The 22,542-nt window shown below is 71.4% G+C and carries 16 protein-coding genes; 9 read left to right on the top strand and 7 right to left on the bottom strand.

Annotated features, from left to right (window positions below; translation table 11 throughout):
• Positions 1 to 7: 7 nt before the first annotated feature.
• The gene (locus tag AB0K11_RS15725) at positions 8 to 1,348 is read right to left on the bottom strand and encodes a glycogen debranching protein (protein WP_364978025.1); all 1,341 of its coding nucleotides are present in this window, start codon (positions 1,346 to 1,348) and stop codon (positions 8 to 10) included.
• Positions 1,349 to 1,402: 54 nt separating this feature from the next.
• On the opposite strand from AB0K11_RS15725, the gene AB0K11_RS15720 reads away from it, so the two are divergent.
• The gene (locus tag AB0K11_RS15720; RefSeq protein ID WP_364978022.1) at positions 1,403 to 2,077 is read left to right on the top strand and encodes an SDR family oxidoreductase; all 675 of its coding nucleotides are present in this window, start codon (positions 1,403 to 1,405) and stop codon (positions 2,075 to 2,077) included.
• A gap of 58 nt (positions 2,078 to 2,135) precedes the next feature.
• Here the strand turns inward: AB0K11_RS15720 and leuS are convergent, their stop codons facing one another.
• The gene (gene leuS, locus AB0K11_RS15715) at positions 2,136 to 4,982 is read right to left on the bottom strand and encodes a leucine--tRNA ligase (protein ID WP_364978019.1); all 2,847 of its coding nucleotides are present in this window, start codon (positions 4,980 to 4,982) and stop codon (positions 2,136 to 2,138) included.
• 219 nt (positions 4,983 to 5,201) lie between these two features.
• Between leuS and AB0K11_RS15710 the strand changes: the two genes are divergently transcribed.
• The 3 genes from AB0K11_RS15710 to AB0K11_RS15700 all read left to right on the top strand — a co-directional run bounded on the left by AB0K11_RS15710 (position 5,202) and on the right by AB0K11_RS15700 (position 8,036).
• Complete coding sequence (locus AB0K11_RS15710; RefSeq protein WP_364978016.1) at positions 5,202 to 6,185, top strand: LpqN/LpqT family lipoprotein; 984 nt, start codon at positions 5,202 to 5,204, stop codon at positions 6,183 to 6,185.
• Between the two features lie 85 nt (positions 6,186 to 6,270).
• Entirely contained in the window at positions 6,271 to 6,624 is a 354-nt protein-coding gene (locus tag AB0K11_RS15705) for a hypothetical protein (protein WP_364978013.1), read from the top strand.
• Positions 6,625 to 6,674: 50 nt separating this feature from the next.
• Positions 6,675 to 8,036 carry an NAD(P)/FAD-dependent oxidoreductase gene (locus AB0K11_RS15700; protein WP_364978010.1) on the top strand — a complete coding sequence of 454 codons (1,362 nt, stop codon included), beginning with the start codon at positions 6,675 to 6,677 and terminating at the stop codon, positions 8,034 to 8,036.
• 5 nt (positions 8,037 to 8,041) lie between these two features.
• Here AB0K11_RS15700 and AB0K11_RS15695 read toward each other — a convergent pair whose 3' ends face one another.
• Positions 8,042 to 8,647, bottom strand: a complete 606-nt coding sequence (locus AB0K11_RS15695; protein ID WP_364978007.1) for a YqgE/AlgH family protein — start codon at positions 8,645 to 8,647, stop codon at positions 8,042 to 8,044.
• 117 nt (positions 8,648 to 8,764) lie between these two features.
• On the opposite strand from AB0K11_RS15695, the gene AB0K11_RS15690 reads away from it, so the two are divergent.
• Both AB0K11_RS15690 and AB0K11_RS15685 read left to right on the top strand, forming a co-directional pair.
• Positions 8,765 to 10,045, top strand: a complete 1,281-nt coding sequence (locus AB0K11_RS15690) for an MFS transporter (RefSeq protein WP_364978004.1) — start codon at positions 8,765 to 8,767, stop codon at positions 10,043 to 10,045.
• A gap of 10 nt (positions 10,046 to 10,055) precedes the next feature.
• On the top strand, positions 10,056 to 10,832 hold the full coding sequence (locus AB0K11_RS15685) for a TIGR03084 family metal-binding protein (protein WP_364978001.1): 777 nt from the start codon (positions 10,056 to 10,058) through the stop codon (positions 10,830 to 10,832).
• Here the strand turns inward: AB0K11_RS15685 and AB0K11_RS15680 are convergent.
• From AB0K11_RS15680 to AB0K11_RS15665, 4 genes are all read right to left on the bottom strand, one after another.
• A complete protein-coding gene (locus tag AB0K11_RS15680; protein ID WP_364977999.1) occupies positions 10,829 to 12,718 on the bottom strand; it encodes a S9 family peptidase in 1,890 nt (629 codons plus the stop codon). The genes AB0K11_RS15685 and AB0K11_RS15680 overlap by 4 nt on opposite strands.
• Before the next feature lie 93 nt (positions 12,719 to 12,811).
• Positions 12,812 to 13,420, bottom strand: a complete 609-nt coding sequence (locus AB0K11_RS15675) for a TetR family transcriptional regulator (RefSeq protein ID WP_364977996.1) — start codon at positions 13,418 to 13,420, stop codon at positions 12,812 to 12,814.
• Between the two features lie 79 nt (positions 13,421 to 13,499).
• Positions 13,500 to 13,997, bottom strand: coding sequence for a pullulanase (locus tag AB0K11_RS15670; protein WP_364977993.1), 498 nt, complete (start codon positions 13,995 to 13,997; stop codon positions 13,500 to 13,502).
• Between the two features lie 35 nt (positions 13,998 to 14,032).
• Positions 14,033 to 15,484, bottom strand: a complete 1,452-nt coding sequence (locus AB0K11_RS15665; RefSeq protein ID WP_364977990.1) for a CCA tRNA nucleotidyltransferase — start codon at positions 15,482 to 15,484, stop codon at positions 14,033 to 14,035.
• A gap of 86 nt (positions 15,485 to 15,570) precedes the next feature.
• Between AB0K11_RS15665 and AB0K11_RS15660 the strand changes: the two genes are divergently transcribed.
• The 3 genes from AB0K11_RS15660 to murJ are packed head-to-tail and all read left to right on the top strand — an operon-like array spanning position 15,571 to position 22,510.
• Positions 15,571 to 16,359 (top strand): NUDIX hydrolase, encoded by a 789-nt coding sequence (locus tag AB0K11_RS15660; RefSeq protein ID WP_364977987.1) that lies wholly within the window; start codon positions 15,571 to 15,573, stop codon positions 16,357 to 16,359.
• Positions 16,341 to 18,782 (top strand): DUF6049 family protein, encoded by a 2,442-nt coding sequence (locus AB0K11_RS15655; protein WP_364977984.1) that lies wholly within the window; start codon positions 16,341 to 16,343, stop codon positions 18,780 to 18,782. Before AB0K11_RS15660 ends, AB0K11_RS15655 begins: the two co-directional genes overlap by 19 nt.
• Positions 18,779 to 22,510 carry a murein biosynthesis integral membrane protein MurJ gene (murJ, locus tag AB0K11_RS15650; RefSeq protein ID WP_364977982.1) on the top strand — a complete coding sequence of 1,244 codons (3,732 nt, stop codon included), beginning with the start codon at positions 18,779 to 18,781 and terminating at the stop codon, positions 22,508 to 22,510. The genes AB0K11_RS15655 and murJ overlap by 4 nt, the downstream gene beginning before the upstream one ends.
• Positions 22,511 to 22,542: the final 32 nt, after the last annotated feature.

The following is a 22,542-nucleotide window of genomic DNA, read 5'->3' as shown; positions in this document are numbered from 1 at the left end:
GGTTCGGTCAGCCCAGCCAGTCCAGCACTGCCGCCGCCGTCCACGACTGCTGCATGCTGCCCAGCGGCTCACCGGTGAACGGTTCGTAGTACTCGGCGAACGTGCCGTCGCTGGCCTGGCGCAACCCCTCGTGCCGCAGCACCCGCGCCCGCTCTGACCAGCCGCGCCGGGCGAAGCACCACGAGAACAGCCACGTCATCACCGGCCACACCGGGCCACGCCAGTACTCGCGCGGCCGGAAGTCCCGCGACACCGGGGACGTCGACGGGATGCACGCGTACTTCAGGTCGGGGTGACCGCAGAACCGCGGTCCCTCCAGCAGGCGCAGCAGCGCGCGCTCCTTATCGTGCGGTAGCCCGCCGCACAGCAGCGGCGCGAACTGTACGACGGTCTCGGTGGCGAGCAGCCGCTCCGCGCGGACATCGTAATCCCTTGCCGCACCCGTTCTCTCGTCGGTGGTCTCGACCACTCCGGCGCGGAACCGCTCCGCCCAGCCGTACAGTTCGCGGACGTCGGCATGCGGGCGCTTGTAGTCCTCGCCGATCTCGGCGAGCACCTGGCAGGCGACCGAGAAGATGGCCGAGACGAACACGTCCTCGACGGCGAAGCTCATCACCTTGGGCAGCAGGCCGTCGTCGTAGCGGACGGACTTCATCTCCTCGAGCAGCCACAGGTAGCGGTCGTACTCGTGGTCGGACGGCCGCTGGCTGGCGTCGGTGACGATGGTGTTGTCGGCGCGCTGGTACTCGGGCACCGCACCCGGAAACACGTTGGCGTAGGCGCTGTCCCAGCGCGGCGAGTTGTCCATGCCGGACTCCCACCCGTGGTAGAGCGTGATCCGGCCGTGCTCGTTCTGATCGCGGGACTCGGCCAGCCAGCGGTGCCACCGCACCAGGTCCGGCCACCGGCGGTCGAGGAACGCCTCGGCGACCGCGCGCGTCGAACGGCCCCTGGTGCGCGCGTGATCGAGGATGCGCTGCACCGCGATCGCGTGCACGGGCGGCTGGGTGATACCCGAGGTGTGCCGGTTGCGCGGCGCGTCGGGGGCCAGCGCCGAACACGCCCACCGGGCCGGGCCCGGGAAGTACCCGTCGACGCCGTTGGCGAACACGATGTGCGGGATCATGCCGTTGCGCCACTGCGCCGACAGCAGCGTGTCGAGCTCCACCACCGCCCGTTCCACGCTCAGCGGCGCAAGGCCGATCGCCACGAACGCCGCGTCCCAGCTCCACATGTGCGGGTACAGCAGCGGCGCGGCGGTGGTCATCGAGCCCAGGTCGTTACCGCGCAGCAGATAGGCGGCGCGGGCCGCGAGCTGGGTGGGCGCGAAGCTGGGATCGTGGGGCATCGGTTCAATGATGCGTCTCCGTGGGCGGATCCGCAGGTCGGTAGGGTCGCACCTGTGCCGACCGCAATGATCACCGGCGCAGGCGGCGGGCTGGGCTCGGCCATCGCCGCCGCGCTGGCGCCGACCCACACGCTGTTCCTCGCCGGCAGGCCGTCGGACCGGCTCGACGAGGTGGCCGACCGCCTCGGCGCCACCACGTGGCCGCTTGACCTGCGCGATCTCGACGGACTCGAGGCGCTCACCGAGCCGATCGTCGAGCTGGACGTGCTGATCCACAATGCCGGGGTGGCCTACCCGGGACGGGTCGCCGAGTCGAGCGTCGACGAGTGGCGCGACACCATGGAGGTCAACGTCGTCGGCGCGGTCGCCCTGACCCTGGCGCTGCTGCCCGCGTTGCGGACCGCGGGCGGTCAGGTGGTGTTCATCAACTCCGGGTCGGGGATCAACGCCTCACCCGGGCTGGCGTCATACTCCGCGAGCAAGTTCGCGTTGCGGGGGTTCGCCGACTCGCTACGCGCCGACGAACCCTCGCTTCGCGTCACGTCCGTGCATCCCGGCCGGATCGCCACCGTCATGCAGGAGGACCTCGTCGCCTACGAGGGCCGCGAGTACCGGCCGGAGGATTTCCTGCAGGCCGAAACCGTCGCCAAGGTGGTGGCCGACGCGGTGTCGGCGCCGCCGGACGCCCACGTACACGAGGTGATCGTCCGCCCCCGCCCCCGCAAGTAGTGATTTCGGCGCGCTCACGTTCGGTGAGCGAACGTTTCCGCGCCGAAATCGCAGAGGGCTAGACGACGAGGTTGACCAGGCGGCCCGGGACGACGATCACCTTCTTCGGCGTCGCGCCGTTCAGGAACGCCTGCACCTTCTCGTCGGCCAGCGCCGCCGTCTCCAGCGCGTCCTTCGCGGCATCGGCCGCGACGGTGATGCGGCTGCGCACCTTGCCGTTCACCTGCACCGGGTACTCGACGGTGTCGGTCACCAGGTACTGCGGGTCGGCCACCGGGAACGGCCCGTGCGCCAGCGGCGTGTCGTGACCGAGCCTGCGCCACAGCTCCTCGGCCATGTGCGGCGCCAGCGGGGCGGCCATCAGCACCAGCGGCTCGATCGCCGCGCGGGCGGTGACGCCCTCCTTGGTGAGGTGGTTGGTGTACTCGATCAGTTTGGCCGCCGCGGTGTTGTTTCGCAGCGCCGCATAGTCTTCCGAGACGCCTGCGATGGTGCGGTGCAGCAGCCGCAGCGTGTCGGTGTCGAGTGCCTCGTGCCCGGCGACCCGCTCGCGGCCGGTCTGCTCGTCGATCACCAGGCGCCACACCCGCTGCAGGAAGCGGTGCGCGCCGACGACGTCCTTGGTGGCCCACGGCCGCGACGCCTCCAGCGGACCCATCGACATCTCGTAGACCCGCAACGTGTCGGCGCCGTAGTTGTCGCAGATCTCGTCCGGCGACACCGAGTTCTTCAGGCTCTTACCGATCTTGCCGAACTCCTGGAAGACCTCGATCTCACCGTCGGGGCCCGGGTACCAGAACTTCCCGTCCCGTTCGACGACGTCGGCGGCGGGCACATACGACCCGCGGGCGTCGGTGTAGGCGAACGCCTGGATGTAGCCCTGGTTGATCAGCCGGCGGTACGGCTCCCGAGAACTGACGTGGCCGAGGTCGTGGAGCACCTTGTGCCAGAACCGGGCGTACAGCAGGTGCAGCACCGCATGCTCGACGCCGCCGACGTAGAGGTCGACGCCACCGGGGTCGTCCGGGCCGTGCTCGGCCGGCCGCGGTCCCATCCAGTAGGCCTCGTTCTCCTTGTCCGCCAACGCTTCCTTGTTGTACGGGTCGGTGTAGCGCAGTTCGTACCACGAGCTGCCCGCCCACTGCGGCATCACGTTGGTGTCGCGGGTGTAGGGCTTGATGCCGTCACCCAGATCGAGTTCCACGTGCACCCATTCGGCGGCCTTGTTCAACGGCGGATTCGGCTCGCTGTCGGCGTCGTCCTGGTCGAACTGCACCGGCGCATAGTCGGGGATGTCCGGAAGTTCGACGGGCAGCGCCGATTCCGGCAGCGGGTGGGCCCGCCCGTCGGCGTCGTAGACGATCGGGAACGGCTCACCCCAGTAACGCTGCCGGGCGAACAGCCAGTCGCGCAGCTTGTACTCCACCCGGGCCCGGCCGCGGCCGTCGGCCTCCAGGCGCTGCGTGATCGCGTGCTTGGCCTCCGAGACGCCGAGGCCGTCCAGATAGTCGGAGTTCACCAGGATGCCGTCGCCGCTGTACGCCCCTTCCGAGATGTCGCCGCCTGCAACCACTTCCACGATCGGCAGGCCGAACTCCTTGGCGAAGTCCCAGTCCCGCTGATCGCCGCCGGGAACGGCCATGATGGCCCCGGTGCCGTAGCCGATCAGCACGTAGTCCGCGATGAACACCGGAACAGGTTGTCCATTGGCGGGATTGACGGCGTGGCTGCCGAGGAACACCCCCGTCTTGGTCTTGTTCTCCTGGCGCTCGAGGTCGGACTTCGCCGCGATGCTCGCGCGGTATGCCGCCACCGCGTCGGCCGGTGTGGCCGCGTCATAGGTCCAGCGCGGATCGACGCCGTCGGGCCATTCGGCGGCGGTCAACTGCTCGACCAGTGGGTGCTCGGGTGCGAGCACCAAGTACGTCGCGCCGAACAGCGTGTCGGGGCGGGTGGTGAACACCTCGACATCGCCCGCGTCGGTGGAGAACTGCACCTCCGCGCCCGTCGAGCGCCCGATCCAGTTGCGCTGCATCGCCTTGACCTTGTCCGGCCAGTCGAGCACGTCCAGGTCGTCGAGCAGCCGATCGGAATAGGCGGTGATCCGCATCATCCACTGCCGCAGCCGCTTCCGGAACACCGGGAAGTTGCCGCGATCGCTGCGGCCGTCGGCGGTGACCTCCTCGTTGGCCAGCACCGTGCCCAGACCCGGACACCAGTTGACCATCGAGTCGGCGCGGTACACCAGCCGGTGGGAGTCGATGACATCGGCACGTTCGGCCGCGTCGAGATCCGCCCAGTCCCGGCCGTCGTCGAGCCGGCGTGTGCCCGATTCGAACTCGGCCACCAGTTCGCCGATCGGCCTGGCCTTGGCGACGGCCGGGTCGAACCAGGCGTTGTAGATCTGCAGGAAGATCCACTGCGTCCACCGGTAGAAGTCGACGTCGGTGGTGGAGAAGCTGCGTCGCGAGTCGTGACCGAGGCCCAACCTGCCGAGCTGGCGGCGGAAGTTGACGATGTTGGCCTCGGTGCGGGTGCGCGGGTGCGTTCCGGTCTGCACGGCGTACTGCTCGGCGGGCAGACCGAACGCATCGAAGCCCAACGCGTGCAACACGTTCCGGCCGGTCATCCGGTAGTACCTGGCGTAGACGTCGGTGGCGATGTAGCCCAGCGGATGCCCGACGTGCAGGCCCTCACCCGACGGGTAGGGGAACATGTCCTGCACGAACATCTTGTCGGCGGGTACGGGTGTGCCGTCGGCGGGCGCCAGCTCACCGACGGGGTTGGCCACGTTGAAGGTGCCGAGCTCCGCCCAGGTCTGCTGCCACGTGCGCTCGATGTCCCCCGCGAGCTCCGCGGTGTAGCGGTGCTGCGGGGTGTCGGCGGTGTCAGGGGAGTCGGTCACCTCACCAGGGTATAAAAGCCCCGATCGCGCACCTCAGCGGCTATGTCGCAGGTGATCTGCGCCACCCGCCGGGCACAGGTTGATATCGGTTGCGTTGCGGAGTTGTCCGCGTTTGATCCCGGGTTGGTTCCAGGCCTACCGGCTGCGTCGGCGCCGTGGATACAGTCGGCGCCTGACCGAGGCACGACGTGCCCGACTGCTCTCGAAAGGTAGGCGTCGATGATCGGAAACGCCCGCCGCTGGCGGGTTCTGGCAGGAGGCATCGCGGCCGGTGTGGCCGGCGTCGTGGGCATCGCGGGCGCGACCGCGTCGGCGCAGCCCACTTACCCGCAACCGTCGGTGCCGATCCCCCCGACGGTCACCCAGACGGTCACCGTCGCGCCGGCCGCCGCCCCCGCGGCGGTCGCCCCCGCCGTCGGACAGGCGGGGCTGCTGCCCGGCTCGGCCGCCGTGCCCGGAACGGTGGCCCTGCCCGGCACCGCGGCGCTGCCCGGCGCCACGCCGGTGGCGCCGATCGCCCAGGCCGCCGCCGTCCCGGCGGTGCCCGCCATCGCGCCCGCCACGTCCGGCACCCTGCGCGAATTCTTCACCGCCAAGAACGTCACGCTCGAGCCGCAGGTCGCGAACGGGTTCACCGCGCTGAACATCGTGCTGCCGATGCCCGCCGGCTGGTCCCAGGTGCCCGACCCCAACGTGCCGGACGCCTTCGCCGTGATCGCCGACCGCAACAGCGGCGATCTCTACACACCGAACGCGCAGGTCGTCGTCTACAAGCTCATCGGAGACTTCGACCCCAAGGAGGCCATCGGCCACGGCCTCATCGACAGCCAGCAGCTGCCGGGCTGGCGGTCCATCGATGCGTCGCTGGCCGAGTTCAACGGCTTCCCGTCGGCGTTCATCGAGGGCAGCTACCGCTCGACCGAACAGATGCTGAACACCTCGCGGCGGCACGTGCTCGCCGCGTCCGGGCAGGACCACTACCTGGTGTCGCTGACGGTGACCGCAGGCGCGGGCAACCAGGGCGCGCCGACGGCGGCCGAAGCGACCGACGCCATCGTGAACGGGTTCAAGGTCGCCGCGCCGGGCACCGCCGCGTCGCCGGCCGCCGCAGCCGCCGCGTCACCCGCCGCCCCGGTGGCCCCACCGAGCCCCGCAGTGCCCGCAGCGCCCCGGGCTCCGGCGGCGCCCGCGCTGGCGGGCTAGAAGACGACGTCCCCCGGGCGAAGCCTGGCGCCCGGGGGGCGCCCCTTCTGAGCGCGCGGCACCGGCGTTTCGTATTGTGAGGCCCATGTTGATCACCGCGGTGCTGTGTCTGTGCGCCGCCGTCGCGATCGCGGGCGTCGGGCTCTGGCTGCTCACCCATCCCCGGCCCGCCGACCCTGTCCGGCAGGTGCTGCGGACCGTCGCACCCACCCAACTCGCCGCCGCGGTCATGCTCGCCGCGGGCGGGATGGTCGCTCTGTCCGCCCAGCCGCACACCGCGGTGCTGGTGGTGATCGTCTGCGTCGTCGGCGCCATCGGCACCGTCGCGGCGGGCTGCTGGCAGAGCGCCAAGCTCGCGGCCGCACACAACGCCGCGGCAGCGCGGACGGGTGCGGGATGCGCCGGCTCCTGCGCGGCGTGCACGCTGTCCTGCCAGTGAGAAGTCGCGGCCGCGCGTAGGGCTCGCGCCCGCTGGGTACGCCTCGTGCTGTGAGCGAACGCACAAAAGTACTCGTCATCGGTGGTGGTTTCGGCGGGTTGTTCTGCGCGCGCCGGCTCGGCCGCCTGGACGTCGACGTCACCCTGCTCGACCGTGCGGCCTGCCACGTCTTCCAGCCCCTGCTCTACCAGTGCGCGACCGGCACGCTGAGCATCGGGCAGATCAGTCGCTCATTGCGGGAGGAACTGGAGCAGTACCGCAACGTGCGGGCGCTGCTCGGCGAGGCGGTTGACCTCGACCCGGATGCGCGACGGGTGACGGCCCGGCGCCCCGACGAGACGACGTTCACCGTCGACTACGACGTGCTGATCCTCGCCGCCGGAATGCAGCAGTCCTATTTCGGGAAGCCGGAGTTCGCTCAATTCGCGCCCGGGATGAAGACCCTTGACGACGCCCTGAGCATCCGCAGGCGACTGTTCTGCGCCTTCGAGATCGCCGAGACGCTGCCGCCGGGGGCCGAGCGGGACAGCTGGCTCACCTTCGTGGTGGCCGGAGGCGGCCCCACCGGCGTCGAGCTGGCTGGTCAGATCCGCGAGATCACCACCCGGGCCCTGGCCAACCAGTTCCACAGCATCGAACCGACCGAGGCGCGCGTGCTGCTCTTCGACGGCGGTGAGCGCGTGCTCGCGGGCTTCAAGCCCCGACTGGCCGTCAAGGCCACCAGGACGCTCGAGGAGCTCGGCGTCGAACTGCGCATGGGTGTCCACGTCACCGATGTGCTCAGCGACAAGGTCACCGTCTCTCCGAAGGACGGCGGCCCCGACGAGCACTACGCCGCGCGCACTGTGCTGTGGACGGCGGGCGTCGAGGCGGTGCCGTTCGCCAGGCGCTTCGCCGACGTGCTGGGCGTCGAGTCCGACCGTGCCGGTCGGATGGCCGTGGAGCCCGACCTGTCCGTGCCCGGCCATCCCGAGATCTTCGTGATCGGTGACCTCGTCGGCCGCGACCGCCTACCGGGTGTCGCCGAGAACGCCATGCAGGGCGGAATGCACGCCGCGGCCTGTGTGCGGCGCGACCTGCAGGGCAAGAAGCGCAAGCCCTACCGCTACCGCGACCTGGGTTCGGCCGCCTACATCAGCCGCGGGCACGCGCTGCTGGAGGCGGGGCCCGTCCAGCTGGCCGGGTTCATGGGCTGGGTGGGCTGGGGCGTCATCCACATCGCATTCCTCACCGGTGTGCAGAACCGCTTCAGCACGGTGGCGACGTGGCTGATGACAATCGCCAGGGCCAGCCGCACGGACCGCACGTTCCTGCTGGGCAGCCCGATACCGCCGGAAGATCCCTACACCTGGCCGACGGAGGCGAACGCGCCCAGACACGCCGTGCCCAAGGCCGACGGCGTCGCCTCGTGACGGCGTCAGTTGCGGCTGATGTCGATCGGATGGGTGGCCAGCAGCGACAACGGCAGCGGTTGACGCCGCAGCACCCTCGACCACAGGTCCACCCGCGGCTCGACCAGCACGTCGGTCGGCAATGCCGACAACACGATCCAGTCGTCGCGCTCGATCTCGCCCTCGAGCTGGCCGATGGTCCAGCCGGAGTACCCGGCGAAGATCCGCACACCCTCGATCAACGGCGCGACCGTGTCCGGATCCGCGTCGAGGTCGACCATCACCATCCGGCCCTGCACGTGCCGCAGCCCTGGCGTGCCGTCGACCTCCACCCCGACCCGCAGGGTCGCCAGACACAGTGCGGCGTCCCGCTTGACCGGACCGCCGATGAACATCGTCTTCGGCTTCGTCGCGAGCTTCGCCCACTGCGGCAGGATGTTGTAGACGGCGGTCTCACTGGGCCGGTTCAGCACGACGCCGAGGGTGCCGCCGTCGTTGTGCTCGACGACATAGATGACGCTGCGGCGGAACGTCGGCTCGAGCAGATCGGTGTTCGCCAGCAGCAGCGTTCCCGCGCGCACCCGGTGGGCAGCGGGGGCGATGAAATCCTCCGGATCCTCTGACTGCGCCACCCCTCCATCATGGCATCAGCCGCTGGCCGACGTGGCCAACAACCGCGCCCCGGGCGATATTTGTACGCTGGACCGGGTTGCCGCTCCCCCGCTGTCTGTAGAGGACGTGATCTCGTCGTGGTCGACTCGCGTCCGCCCCGGATGGCCTGGCGGTCGGTGCGGGCACTGCCGGAGTTCCGGCGGTTGCTGGAGCTTCGCGCGGTCAGTCAGTTCGGTGACGGTCTGTTCGCCGCCGGGCTCGCCGGCGCGCTGTTGTTCAATCCCGAACGCGCCGCCACACCGTGGGCGATCGCCGGTTCGTTCGCGGTGCTGTACCTGCCCTACTCGCTGCTCGGACCGTTCGCCGGTGCGCTGCTGGACCGCTGGGACCGGCGCAGCGTCCTGATCGGCGCCAACGTCGGCCGGCTGCTTCTCGTCCTCGGCGTCGGGGCACTGCTCGCCATGGGAGTCGGCGACCTGCCGATCCTGTTCGGCGCGCTGATCGTCAACGGGTTCACCCGATTCGTCTCGTCGGGATTGTCCGCGGCGCTGCCCGACGTGGTGCCGCGCGACCGGGTGGTCGCGATGAACTCCGTGGCGACGGCCGTCTCAGTGGTCGCGGCCTCCGTGGGTGCCTCCTCGATGCTGGCGTTGCGGTGGGGCTTCGGCTCCGACGACACCGGCGCAGCCGTGGTGATCCTGGTCGTGGCAGCGCCGGTTGCGGTGGCGCTCCTGCTCTCGGTGCGCTTCCCGCCGCGCGTGCTGGGCCCTCACGAAAGCACCCGCTCGATTCACGGCTCGGCCGTCTATGCGGTCGCGACGGGGTGGGTGCACGGCGCCCGCGCGGTCCTCGGCGTCCGGACGGTGGCCGCCACACTGGCCGGCCTGGCCGCCCACCGGATGGTGTTCGGCGTCAACACCCTGCTGGTGCTGGTGATCGTGCGGCACAGCGACACCCAGGCCGTTGCCGGGCTCGGTACCGCGGCGCTGTTCGCCACAGCCGCCGGAGCCGGCCTGTTCCTGGCCATCCTGCTGACGCCCTTCGCGATCGGCCGATGGGGCCGCTATGCCACCGCCAACGGTGCGCTCGCCTTCGCAGCGGTGGTCCAGCTCGCCGGATTCGGCTTGCAGGTGCCGGTGATGGTGGCGTGTGGATTCCTGCTCGGGGCCGCCGGGCAGGTGGTCAAGCTGTGCGCCGACAGTGCCATGCAGATCGACGTCGACGACGCGCTGCGCGGCCACGTGTTCACCGTGCAGGACTCGCTGTTCTGGATGGCGTTCATCGGGGCGATCGCGGTGGCGGCGTTCTTCGTCCCGCCCGACGGCCATGTCCCCGGGCTGGCGATCGCCGGGTCGGTGGTGTATCTGCTCGGGCTGGCCGTGCACGCCGCCGTCGGCCGCCGCGCACCGGCTGGTTAACCTGACCGGCATGGCGGCAGCAGCGGCGGTGGTGGCCGATCTCCGCGCGGAGAGCGACGACCTCGACGCGCTGATCGCCGACCTGCCCGCCGAGCAGTGGGCCCGGATGACGCCTGCGCCGGGCTGGACCATCGCCCATCAGATCGCCCACCTGCTGTGGACCGATCGTGTCGCGCTGCTGTCGGTCACCGACGAGGCCGCGTTCACCGAGGTGCTGGGCGCGGCCGCGACCAACCCGACCGGCTTCGTCGACGAGGGCGCCGCGGAGGTCGCTGCGACCCCGCCCGCCGAGCTGCTCGCCGACTGGCGGCGCACCCGGGCCCGGCTGCACGACGAACTGCTCGGCGTCGCCGACGGCCGCAAGCTGCCGTGGTTCGGCCCGCCGATGAGCGCCGCGTCGATGGCGACCGCGCGGCTGATGGAGACCTGGGCGCACGGCCTCGACGTCGCCGACGCGCTCGGTGTGACGCGGCCTGCGACGGCGCGGCTGCGGTCCATCGCCCACATCGGCGTGCGGACCCGCGACTTCGCGTTCGCCGTGCACGGGCTGCCCGTTCCCGCGGCACCGTTTCACGTGGAACTACGCGCACCCGACGGGTCGTCCTGGACCTGGGGTCCGCCCGACGCCGAACAGCGTGTCACCGGCTCGGCCGAGGACTTCTGCCATCTGGTGACCCAGCGCCGCCCGCGCGCCGAGCTCGACGTGCGGGCCGACGGCGCCGACGCCGAGACGTGGTTGGGCATCGCGCAGGCGTTCGCCGGCCCGCCGGGCGCGGGTCGCGACTAGCCCGTCGCCGTCCGCCCGCCCAGGTGCCGGGCCAGGAAGCGTTCGACCGCGTGATGCAGGTCGATCTGGTTCTCCGGGTTCAGGAAGCCGTGACCTTCGTCGTCCTTGACCATGTACTCCACCTCGACGCCGCGCGCCCGCAGCGCCGCCACGATGTTGTCGGACTCGGCCTTCACCACCCGGACGTCGTTGGCCCCCTGCACCACCAGCAGCGGGGTGCGGATGCGGTCCACCCGGCTGATCGGCGAGCGGGCCAGCATGTCGGCCTCCTGCCCGGGATCGTCGGGATCGCCGACATACCGGTGCCAGTTCGCGGCCAGGTGCGGCCGCGCCCCGGCGGGCAGGGTCCGCATGAAGTTGGCCAGGTTGGAGATCCCGACGTAGTCGATCGCGGCGGCGAACACGTCGGGGGTGAACGTGACGCCGACCAGCGCGGCGTACCCGCCGTAGGAGCCGCCGAAGATCGCCACCCGGTCCGGGTCGGCGTAGCCCTCCTTGACGGCCCACTCGACGGCGTCGACGAGGTCGTCGTGCATGCTGCCTGCGAACTCGCCGACCGCGGCCTGCATGTGGGCCTTGCCGAAGCCCGTCGAGCCGCGGAAGTTGACCTGCAGCACCGCATATCCGCGGTTGGCCAGCAGCTGCACCGTCTGGTCGAAGCCCCAGCTGTCCCTGGCCCACGGACCACCGTGCACGACCAGCACCATCGGCAGGCCGACCGGTTCGATCCCGACCGGCAGGGTCAGATACGACGGCAGCGCCAGCCCGTCCCGCGCCGTGACTGTCACCGGTGTCATCGGCGCCAGCGTGGCCGGGTCGAGGTGGGGCAACGGCCGGAACAGCAGCCGGCTCTCGCCGGTCCCGTGGTCGTAGTAGTAGGTGACGCCGGGGTCGCGGTCGTGGAAGTAGGTGACGACCCAGTGCTGCCCGCTGTCGTCCGACGACGTCAGGGCCAGATCGCCGTCCGAGAGCTTCGTCAGGTTCTCCAGCACTGCGGCGAAGCGGGCGTCCAGCGCCCGGGTCACCCGCCGCTCACCCTGATAGCGAACGCCGATCAACTCGCCGGTCCGGCGATCCTGGATCAGCGGTGACGGCAACAAGGGGACGACGAGGCCGGTGGTGTCGAGGTCGAGTGCCGGATCACTGTCGATCTCGGTCTCCTCGCCGGTGGCGAGGTCGAGACGGGCCAGCCGGGTGTGGTCGGTGCCGCGGTTGGACCCGAACCAGACCCCGGTCCCGTCCGGGGTGATGTCGAACGGGAAGAGCCCGAGCGGGTGGTCGGCCCCGTCGAACACCGCGACGCGCCGCAATCCCACTGCCGCGCCCTCCCACTGCTGGATCTCGATGTCACCGCCTGCCAGCGTCGCCATGGCCAGCACGGTGCCCGCACCGCCGACCACCCACGCCGCGACGTTCCCCGGATTCTCGGCGAGCACCGTCAACTCGCCGGTGGCGATGTCGAGTTCGTAGACGTCGATCAATTCGACTGCGCGCCTGTTCATCTGGACGATTGCGGTGCCGGGCCGCCCGGGGAGCAGCTGATAGAACGCCCGCGCTCCCGGGAAGGGGGTGAGATCGACTGCGGGGGTGTCGGTTTCGTTCGGGTCGGCCCGGAAGACGTGCCAGTTCTCGTCGCCCTTGGTGTCCTGGAGGTAGAGCAGCCAACGAGAATCGCCGGTCCAGTCGGAGCCCATGACGCTGCGGTCCGCGTCCGCGGTCACACAGCGCCCGTCGTCGGTGGCGTCGATGCGCTGCACCCACACGTTGAGCCGGTTCCGCCAGGGTGCGAGGTAGGCGATCCTGGTGCCGTCCGGCGAGATCGTCGCGCGGGCGCGCACCGGCGGGCTGAAGAGCTCCTCGACGGTGATCGGTGGTGGCAGTGGCATGTCGGTCCTTTCTCCAGACGGCGGCGCGCGCCATCGACCGGCCCGGCAGTGTGACCGGACAGGGTGCTGAATTCGGTTGTATTGGTTGGTTTCTCAGGTCGTCACGGGGCCACCGAGCCGGCCGTTGGTGGCCTCGTTGATGGCCCGGTCCATCAGTGCCAGGGCCTCGGTCTGGGTGATCTTGCGGTTGTCCAGGATGACCGCCCTGCTGACGTCCTCGTCGATGACGCGGAACGCCCCGGTGACGGCGGCGGCGCAGAGCCGCACCGTCAGATCGTCCTGCGGGAGGCGCAGTCGCTCGGCGGCCACCGGGATCAGGCCGTGTTCGAGGTGGTCGTGGACCATCAGGTAGGCCGTGCGCAGCGCCGGTTCGTCGTGGGTCATGGTGCTGATGCGCATACCGCTCCACTCGTCCTCGACACCCAGTTCGTCGAGTGGATGACGGGCGATGTCCTCGGCCAGGTGCTCGCCGAGGGACAGTTCGAGCGGCCAGCGGTGCAAGATCTCGAGGAACCGGTCGGCCGAGCGGGCCAGCAGCGGCTCCACGCAGCTCTCCTTCGTGCGGAAGTAGCGCCAGATCGTGCGGGTGGACAGCCCGGCGGCCGCGGCGATGTCGTCGCCGCTGGTGCCCGACACTCCCTTCTCCCAGAACAACGCCGCCGCGTGCCGCGAGACGGTCAGCCGCTTGGCGTCGGTGTCCACGCAGTTACCTCCCGTCTCGGTGTCACTTAGTGACAACCTCGACTGTGTCACTAAGTGACAGCCTCGTCAAGGCGGCGGCTCAGAGCTGCGTGGCGGCGTCGGCCTTCCCGTCTCCGTCGGTGTCGGCGAGCCTCAGGTCCCAGCGGCCGTCGCCGTCGCTGTCCACCAGGGCGACGCCGTCGGAGAACACCCGGTCGGCCAGGCCGTCTCCATCGGTGTCCGCAAGCTGGTCATCGGCCTGACCGTCGGCGTCGACGTCGACCAGCGGACCGCCGACCTGCTCGGCGCCGTCCAGCCCGAACCAGCGCACCTGGCCCGCCCGGTCGACGCTGAGCAGCCAGGTGCCCGAGCCGTCGTCGGTGAAGTGGGCTTCCGCGCGGTCGTCGTCGTCGAGGTCGAGGGCGGCCTGATCGGCGAGGCCGTCACCGTCGAGGTCGGCCAACGCGTCGTCGAGGCGGCCGTCGCCGTCGAAGTCCAGGCCGACCGCGTCCAGCCGGCCGTCACCGTCGAGGTCGACGTCGGGCTCCGCGGTCCAGATGGTCGCCGACCCGTCACCCTCGCCCAGGCAGTACTCCATGTGGGTCAGACGTCGCGCCGTGGCGGGCGGTTCCCCTACGTGTTCTGGCGGGTCTTCCACCAGGCGAGCAGTTCGTCGACGGCCTCGTCGTGGTCGAGCGGCCCGCGGTCCAGCCGCAGTTCCTTGAGATACCGCCACGCCTCGCCGACCTCGGGGCCCGCCGGGATGTCCAGCAGCCGCATGATCTCGTTGCCGTCCAAGTCCGGGCGGACCCGCTGCAGGTCCTCCTTTGCCGCCAGCTCGGCGATCCGTCGCTCCAGGTCGTCGTAGTTCGCCTGCAGCCGCGCCGCCCGCCGCTTGTTGCGGGTGGTGCAGTCGGCCCGCACGAGCTTGTGCAACTGGGACAGCAGCGGTCCGGCATCGGCCACGTAGCGGCGGACCGCCGAGTCGGTCCAGCGGCCGGTCCCGGTCCCGTCGGCGTAACCGTGGAACCGCAGGTGCAGATACACCAGCTGCGAGACGTCGTCGACCATCTGCTTGGAGTACTTCAGCGCGCGCATCCGCTTGCGGCTCATCTTCGCGCCGACCACCTCGTGGTGGTGGAAACTCACGCCGCCGTCGGGTTCGTGGCGACGGGTGGACGGCTTGCCGATGTCGTGCAGCAGCGCCGCCCAGCGCAACACCAGATCCGGCGACTCCTCCAGGTCGATCGCCTGCTTGAGGACCGTCAGCGAATGCCAGTACACGTCCTTGTGCTGGTGGTGCTCGTCGATCGCCATCCGCATCGCACCCACCTCGGGCAGCACCACGTCACCGAGCCCCGTCCGCACCATCAGGTCGATGCCCGCCACCGGGTCGGCGCCCAACAACAGCTTGTCCAGCTCGGCGGCCACCCGCTCGGCGGTGATCCGCCCCAGCTGCGGGGCCATCTCGGTGAGCGCGGTGAGCACCCGCGGCGCGACGTCGAACCCCAGCTGCGACACGAAGCGGGCGGCGCGCAGCATCCGCAGCGGGTCGTCACCGAAGGACACCTCCGGCGACGACGGCGTGTCCAGCACCCGTGACCGCAGGGCGGCCAGCCCGTTCAGCGGGTCGTGCAGCTCGCCGATACCGTCGGCCGTGATGCGCACCGCCATCGCGTTGGCCGTGAAGTCCCGGCGCACCAGGTCGCCCTCGAGGGTGTCGCCGAACCGCACCTCGGGATTGCGTGACACCTGGTCGTAGCTGTCGGCCCGGTAGGTGGTGATCTCCAGCCGGTGACCGTCCTTGCCGACACCGAGGGTGCCGAACTCGATGCCGGTGTCCCACAGCGCGTCCGCCCACCCCCGCAGCAGCTTCTGCATCTGCGCCGGGCGCGCATCGGTGGTGAAGTCGAGGTCGGTACCCAGCCGGCCGAGGAGCGCGTCGCGCACACTGCCGCCGACCAGATACAGGTCGTGACCGGCGCCGGCGAACACCGCGCCGAGCTCACGCAACAGCGAATCGTGCAGGCGCAGCGCGGCGACCGCACCGGCCAGCAGTTCGAGGTCAGCAGCGGAGTCGGACACGTTCGATGAGCCTAGACGGTAACGGTCCTGCACCGACCGGTGAGTGCGGCCGGGACGTATACCAGGTGGCAGCTACTATCGCTTGGGTGTCGGAAGGCGAACAGGCCAAACCACGACGGCGCCGCGGGCGTCGCCGCGGCCGACGCGCGGCAGGCCCGCCCGAGGCCGGCCAGCAGGCTCAGCCCGTCGCCCCGCAGAACCACTCCGCGGCACCCACCCCGCCGCGCACCCCCGCCGAACACGCCAAGCAGCAGAAGAACCGGCCGCGCCGCCCTCCGGAGCGGTTGCGCACTGTGCACGAGACCTCCGCGGGCGGCCTCGTCATCGACGGTCTCGACGGCCCCAAGGACGGTCAGGTCGCCGCGCTGATCGGGCGCATCGACCGCCGCGGCCGGATGCTGTGGTCACTGCCGAAGGGCCACATCGAACTCGGCGAGACCGCCGAGCAGACCGCGATCCGCGAGGTCGCCGAGGAGACCGGCATCCAGGGCAGCGTGCTCGCCGCGCTCGGCAGCATCGACTACTGGTTCGTCACCGAGGGTCGCCGCGTCCACAAGACCGTGCACCACTACCTCATGCGGTTCCTCGGCGGTGAGCTGTCCGACGAGGACGTCGAGGTGACCGAGGTGGCGTGGGTGCCGCTGAAGGAACTTCCGTCGCGGCTCGCCTACGCCGACGAGCGACGCCTCGCCGAGGTGGCCGGTGAGCTGATCGACAAGCTGCACACCGACGGGCCGAGCTCGCTGCCGCCGCTGCCGCACAGTTCACCGCGGCGGCGCCCCCAGACCCACTCCCACACCCGCAACCGTCGTCGCGACGAGTCGAGCCCACCCACATCAGGCCGGCGGACGAACGGATGCGGACAGGGGCCGTGACCGCCAGGCGCTGCCCGGCCGTGCTGCCGCGGCTCTTCGCCGCCGTGGCGCTGCTCGTACTCTTCGCCGTCCCGGCCGCGCTGCCCAAGGCCGCCGCGGGCGAACCGGGTGCCACGCCGTTCCTGCAGCTGCGCATCGACCGGGTCACCCCCGACGTCGTGACCACCACCAGCGACCCCGTCGTCACCGTCTCCGGTGTGGTGCTCAACGTCGGTGATCGCCCGGTGCGCGATGTGATGGTGCGCCTCGAGCACGCCGCGGCGGTGGACTCGTCGGCGGGCCTGCGCACCAACCTGACCGGCAACCTCGACCAATTCGCCCCCGTCGCCGAGTTCGTGACGCTGGCCCCGGAACTGCAGCGCGGCAGGCAGGTGCCGTTCACCCTGAGCTACCCGCTGCGCTCCCCCGACCAGCCGTCGCTGGCCATCGGCGCCCCCGGGGTGTTCCCGGTGCTGGTCAACGTCAACGGCACCCCCGACTACGGCGCGCCCGCCCGGCTCGACGACGCCCGGTTCCTGCTGCCGGTGCTCGGCGTGCCGCCCGACGGCGCCGCCGCGTCGGTCGCCGAGACCCTGACCTCCGTGGTGCCGCCCGACACCTCCCGGCCGGTGAGGCTGACCATGTTCTGGCCGCTGGCCGACCGGCCGCGGCTGGCTCCGGGTGTCCCCGGCGGCGCGGCGCCGGTCCGGTTGGTCGACGACGAGCTGGCCACGTCGCTGGCGCCGGGCGGCCGGCTGGACACCCTGCTCTCGGCGGTGGACTTCGCCGTCGGCCCGACCGTCGACGCCGGCGGGCAGCTCAGCGGCGCCCTGTGTCTGGCCGTCGACCCCGACCTGCTCGTCACGGTCAACGCGATGACCACCGGCTACGTCGTCAACGACGGCGTCGACGCGGGACCGGGCACGCCGACCCGGCCGGGCACCGGCAAGGACGCCGCGATCAGCTGGCTCAACCGCCTCAAGGCACTGGCGCAGCGGATGTGCGTCGCGCCGACCACCTACGCCCAGGCCGATCTCGACGCCGTGCAGCGGGTCGGCGACCCGGCGCTGCGCGCAATCGCCACCAATGGCGCCGCCGACATCGTCGACCAGCTGCTGGGGGTCCCGTCGATGCGCGGCGTGACGATCGTCGGCGACGGCCCGCTGACCGGTCCTGCCGCACAGCTGCTGTCCGCGCAGGGCCGCCGGGTCGCCATCGCCGCCGCCGACCTGACCGCGCAGGACTCCGCGACCGGCGTGCTGAGCACCGCCGACCTGGCCCCGATGCGGTTGGCGCCCGACCTGGTCGCGGTGCCGTTCGACCCGACCGTCGGGGCGGCGCTGGCGGGTGTCGGCACCGAGCCGGTCGCACCCAGCTACCTGGATCCGTCGCTCGAGGTCCCGGTTCAGCACGACTCGGAGGTGGCCCGCCGCCAGGATGCGCTCGGCTCCCTGCTGTGGCGCGGTCTGCGCCCGGACGCCGCGCCGCGCACCCAGCTGCTGATGCCCCCGCTGACGTGGAACGTGCGGGCCGACGACGCACAGGCGATCCTGACCGCCGCCGCCACCGCGATCCGCGCCGGACTGGCGGTGCCGCGACCGCTGGCCGAGGTGATCGCCGACGGGGACGCCCTGCCGCCGCAGCCGCTGGCACCCGCCCCGCCGTCGGAACTCGGCAACCCGCAGGGCCGCATCGACCAGGCGGTCACGTCCGGCATCGCCGCGGCTGTCGGCAGGCTCAACGGACTCTCGACGGCGCTGACCACCGACGTGCGCACCGGCCTGACGGGCACCCAGTACATCGCGCCGCTGCGCGAGGACATGCTGCGCGCGCTCAGCCTGGCCGTACCGCCCGGTGCCCGCAACGGGCTTGCCCAGCAACGTCTTTCGCGGATTGCGAACACGGTCGACGACCTGTTCGGCGCGGTCACCGTGGTCAACCCGGGCGGCGCCTACACGCTGGCGACCGAGCGCAGCCCGCTCCCGCTCGCCCTGCGCAACGACCTCCCCGTGCCGGTGCGGGTGCGCCTGCAGGTCGACGCCCCGCCGGGCATGTCGGTGACCGACATGGGGGTGATCGAACTGCCCCCGGGCTACCTGCCGCTTCGGGTGCCGATCGAGGTGCACTTCACCCAGCGGGTCGCGGTCGACGTCGCACTGCGCACCGCCGACGGTCTGTCGCTCGGCGAACCGGTGCGGCTGTCGGTGCACTCCAACGCCTACGGCAAGGTGCTGTTCTTCATCACGCTGACCGGCGGGGCGGTGCTGGCGCTGCTGGTCGGCCGGCGGCTGTGGCACCGGTTCCGCGGCCAGCCCGACCGCGCCGACCTCGACGTCGACCCCGACGAGCGGTCCGACCCGCTGGACACCGCCATCCGGCACGCGCCCGGCGCGGAAGCCGACCCGACCCGGGTGGGCCGCGCGTCACCGGGCGACCGGGCATGAGCACCACCGGGCGGTGGGGGCCAGACCCGACGACGCCGCCGCCGGTCCAGCGGTTCGAGCGCACGCCGACCGCGCCCCCGCCGCGCCGCCACGCACCGCCGGGACCCCCTCCCCCGCCACGGCGGCGGCCGCCTCCGCCGCCACGGCAGCGCATCCCCCGCGGACCCGCGCCGCGCCGGAAGGCGGGCCGGCCGGAACTCTCCGACGCGGCCGTGGTGTCACGGTCCTGGGGCATGGCGCTGGCCACCCTGGTCAGCCGCATCACCGGCTTCCTGCGCATGGCGCTGCTGGCCTACCTGCTCGGCGACGCGCTGCTGAGCTCCTTCTCGGTGGCCAACCAGCTGCCGAACCTGATCGCGGCGCTGGTGCTGGAGGCCACGTTCACCGCGATCTTCATCCCGGTGCTGGCCCGGGCCGAGCGCGACGACGCCGACGGCGGCACCGCTTTCGTGCGCCGGCTGTTCACCCTGGCCACCGCGCTGCTGGTGGTCACGACCGTGCTGTCGGTCGCCACCGCCCCGCTGCTGGTGCGCCTGATGCTGGGCGACGATCCGCAGGTCAACAGCCCGCTGACGGTCGCCTTCGCCTTCCTGCTGCTGCCCCAGGTGCTGTTCTACGGGCTGTCGTCGGTGTTCACCGCGATCCTCAACACCCGCAACGTGTTCGGCCCGCCGGCCTGGGCGCCGGTGATCAACAACGTCATCGCGATCCTCACGCTCGGTGTCTACATGCTGGTGCCCGGCGAGCTGTCGCTCGACCCGGTGGAGATGGGCAACGCCAAGCTGTTGGTGCTCGGCATCGGCACCACACTCGGTGTGGTCGCCCAGACCGTGGTGCTGCTGGTCGCGATCCGCAAGGAGCGCATCAGCCTTCGACCGCTGTGGGGCCTGGACGACCGGCTGAAGAGATTCGGCGCGATGGCCGCCGCGATGGTCTGCTACGTGCTGATCAGCCAGCTCGGCCTGATCGTGGGCAACCAGATCGCCAGCACCGCCGCGGCGTCGGGCCCGGCGATCTACAACTACACCTGGATCGTCCTGATGCTGCCGTTCGGCGTGATCGGCGTGACGGTGCTGACCGTGGTGATGCCGCGGCTGAGCCGCAACGCCGCCGCCGACAACCTGTCCGCCGTGCGGGCCGACCTGTCGCTGGCCACCCGGCTGACCATGGTCACCCTGATCCCGATCGTGGCGGTGATGACCGTCGGCGGTCCGGCGATCGGCAGCGCGCTGTTCGCGTACGGCAACTTCACCCCCGAGGCCGCCGGCTACCTCGGGATGGCGATCACGCTGTCGGCGTTCACGCTGATCCCGTACGCGCTGGTGCTGCTCCAGCTGCGGGTGTTCTACGCCCGCGAACGCCCGTGGACGCCGATCGCCGTCATCGTGGTCATCACGACGGTCAAGATCGCCGGGTCGCTGGCCGCGCCGCACCTGACCGACGACCCCCAACTGGTGGCCGGTTACCTGGGTCTGGCCAACGGGCTGGGCTTCCTCGCCGGCGCGACGGTCGGCTACTTCCTGCTGCGCTCGCACCTGCGTCCGCCCGGCGGACGGCTCTTCGACACCCAGGTGCTGCGCACGATCCTGGTGACCGTCGCCGCGTCGCTGCTCGCCGGGCTGCTCGCCCACGTCGCCGACCAGCTGCTCGGGCTCGAGTCGCTGACCGAACGTTTCGGCGCCGGTGGCTCGCTGGTGCGGCTGGCGGTCATCGGACTGCTGATGGGGCCGATCATCGCCGGGGTGCTGCTGGCCGCGCGGGTGCCCGAGGCGGCCGCCGCGCTGGGGGCGGTGCGGCGGCGGTTCGGGCGCCGGTCCGAGGTGGCCGCGGCTCCCGCCGAGCGGGCCGTCTCGCCACGCCCGGGGAGCCGGTTCCCGTACCCTGAGCAGAGGAATCTCCACCCGGAACGACGACTGCCAGGACCGGTCGCCGGCCGGCCGAGACCCCCGGCGGGGGCAGGGATGCGGAAAGGACCAGCGGTGACCGACGAACCCGCGGGTGACGCCGTACCTGCGCCGGACCGCACGGCCACCACCAAGCTGCCCCGCGCCACCGCCGACGACTTCCAGCCCGACGTGGGCTCCTCCGACGATGCTTCCGCCGACAGGGACGTCACGGCGGAGGTGCCCAACGGCACCACGCCGATGCCCGCCTCGGGCCGCCCGCCCGCCGACTACGGCGGCGATCCGACGCGCGAGTCGCTGCCTTTCGACGCGCCCCGCGAACCCGCCATCGAGGCCGCCACCTCCGACGAGGACGTGCACCTCATCCCCGGCGCCACCATCGCCAACGGTCGGTACCGCCTGCTCGTCTTCCACGGCGGCCCGCCGAACCTGCAGTTCTGGCAGGCCGTGGACACCGCCCTGGACCGCCAGGTGGCGCTGACGTTCGTCGACCCCGAGGCCACGCTGCCCGACGACCAGCTGCAGGAGATCCTCGGCCGCACCCTCAAGCTCAGTCGTATCGACATGCCGGGAGTGGCGCGCGTGCTGGACGTCGCGAACACCGGCTCGGGCGGGCTGATCGTGTCGGAGTGGATTCGCGGCGGCTCGCTGGCCGAGGTCGCCGACACGTCGCCATCACCGATCGGCGGCGCCCGCGCCATGCAGAGCCTGGCCGCCGCGGCCGAGGCCGCGCACCGATCCGGGGTGTCGCTGTCGATCGACCATCCCAGCCGCGTCCGGGTCAGCATCGAGGGCGACGTGGCGCTGGCGTTCCCGGCGACCCTGCCCGACGCGACGCCGGAGGACGACATCCGCGGGATCGGCGCCTCCCTGTACGCGCTGCTGGTCAACCGCTGGCCGCTCGACGAGTCGGGGGTGCCGAGCGGCCTTCGGCCGGCCGACCTGGACACGGCCGGCAATCCGGTGGAACCCCGGTCGGTGGATCGCGACATCCCGTTCCAGATCTCGGCCGCGGCCGCCCACGCGGTACAGCCCGACGGCGGTATCCGCAGCGCGCCGACGCTGCTGAACCTGCTGCAGCAGGCGACCGCGATCGCCGACCGCACCGAGCAGATCAACCCCGTCGACCAGCCGAACGGGCCGGAGCGGGCACGCCCGGCGCCGGACGACGACCCCGAGTTCGTCGCCCGTCGGCGCAAGGGCCTGATGGTGGGACTGGCGATCGGCGGCGCGATCCTGGTCGTCGCGCTGATCGTGCTCGCCACGGTGCTCAGCCGCATCTTCGGTGACGTCGGCGGCGGCCTCGACGGCGACGAGCTCGGGCTCAACGCGCCGTCGTCTACCGAGGCCGGAGAGTCCGGCGGCAGCACCGGCACAGCCGTCAAACCCGTTCGGGTGACGGTGTTCTCACCCGAAGGCGAAGCCGACGCGCCCAGTGAGGCCGGCCTGGCGATCGACGGCAACGCCTCGACCGTGTGGCCGATCGACACCTACTCCGACCCCGAGCCCTTCCCGAACTTCAAGAACGGCGTCGGGTTGATGCTCGAGCTGCCCCAGCCCACCACGCTGGCCGCGGTGAAGATCGACCTGAACAGCACCGGCACCGAGGTGGAGATCCGGTCCGCATCGTCGCCCACCCCGTCGTCGCTGGACGACACCACCGAACTCACGCCGGCGACCCCGGTGCGCCCCGGCTCGAACACCATCGAGATCAGCGACGCCGCACCGACGTCGAACGTGCTGGTGTGGGTGTCGAAGCTGGGCAAGGTGGACGGCGAGAGCCGCAGCGACATCGCCGAGGTCACCATCGAGGCCGCCTCCTAGGCGCTGTCCCCAGCTCCCGCGCCGCCGAACAC

The organism is Mycobacterium sp. NPDC050551 (genome assembly GCF_040674075.1).
Taxonomy (GTDB): Bacteria; Actinomycetota; Actinomycetes; order Mycobacteriales; family Mycobacteriaceae; genus Mycobacterium.
This window is presented reverse-complemented; position numbering and strand designations above follow the sequence as displayed.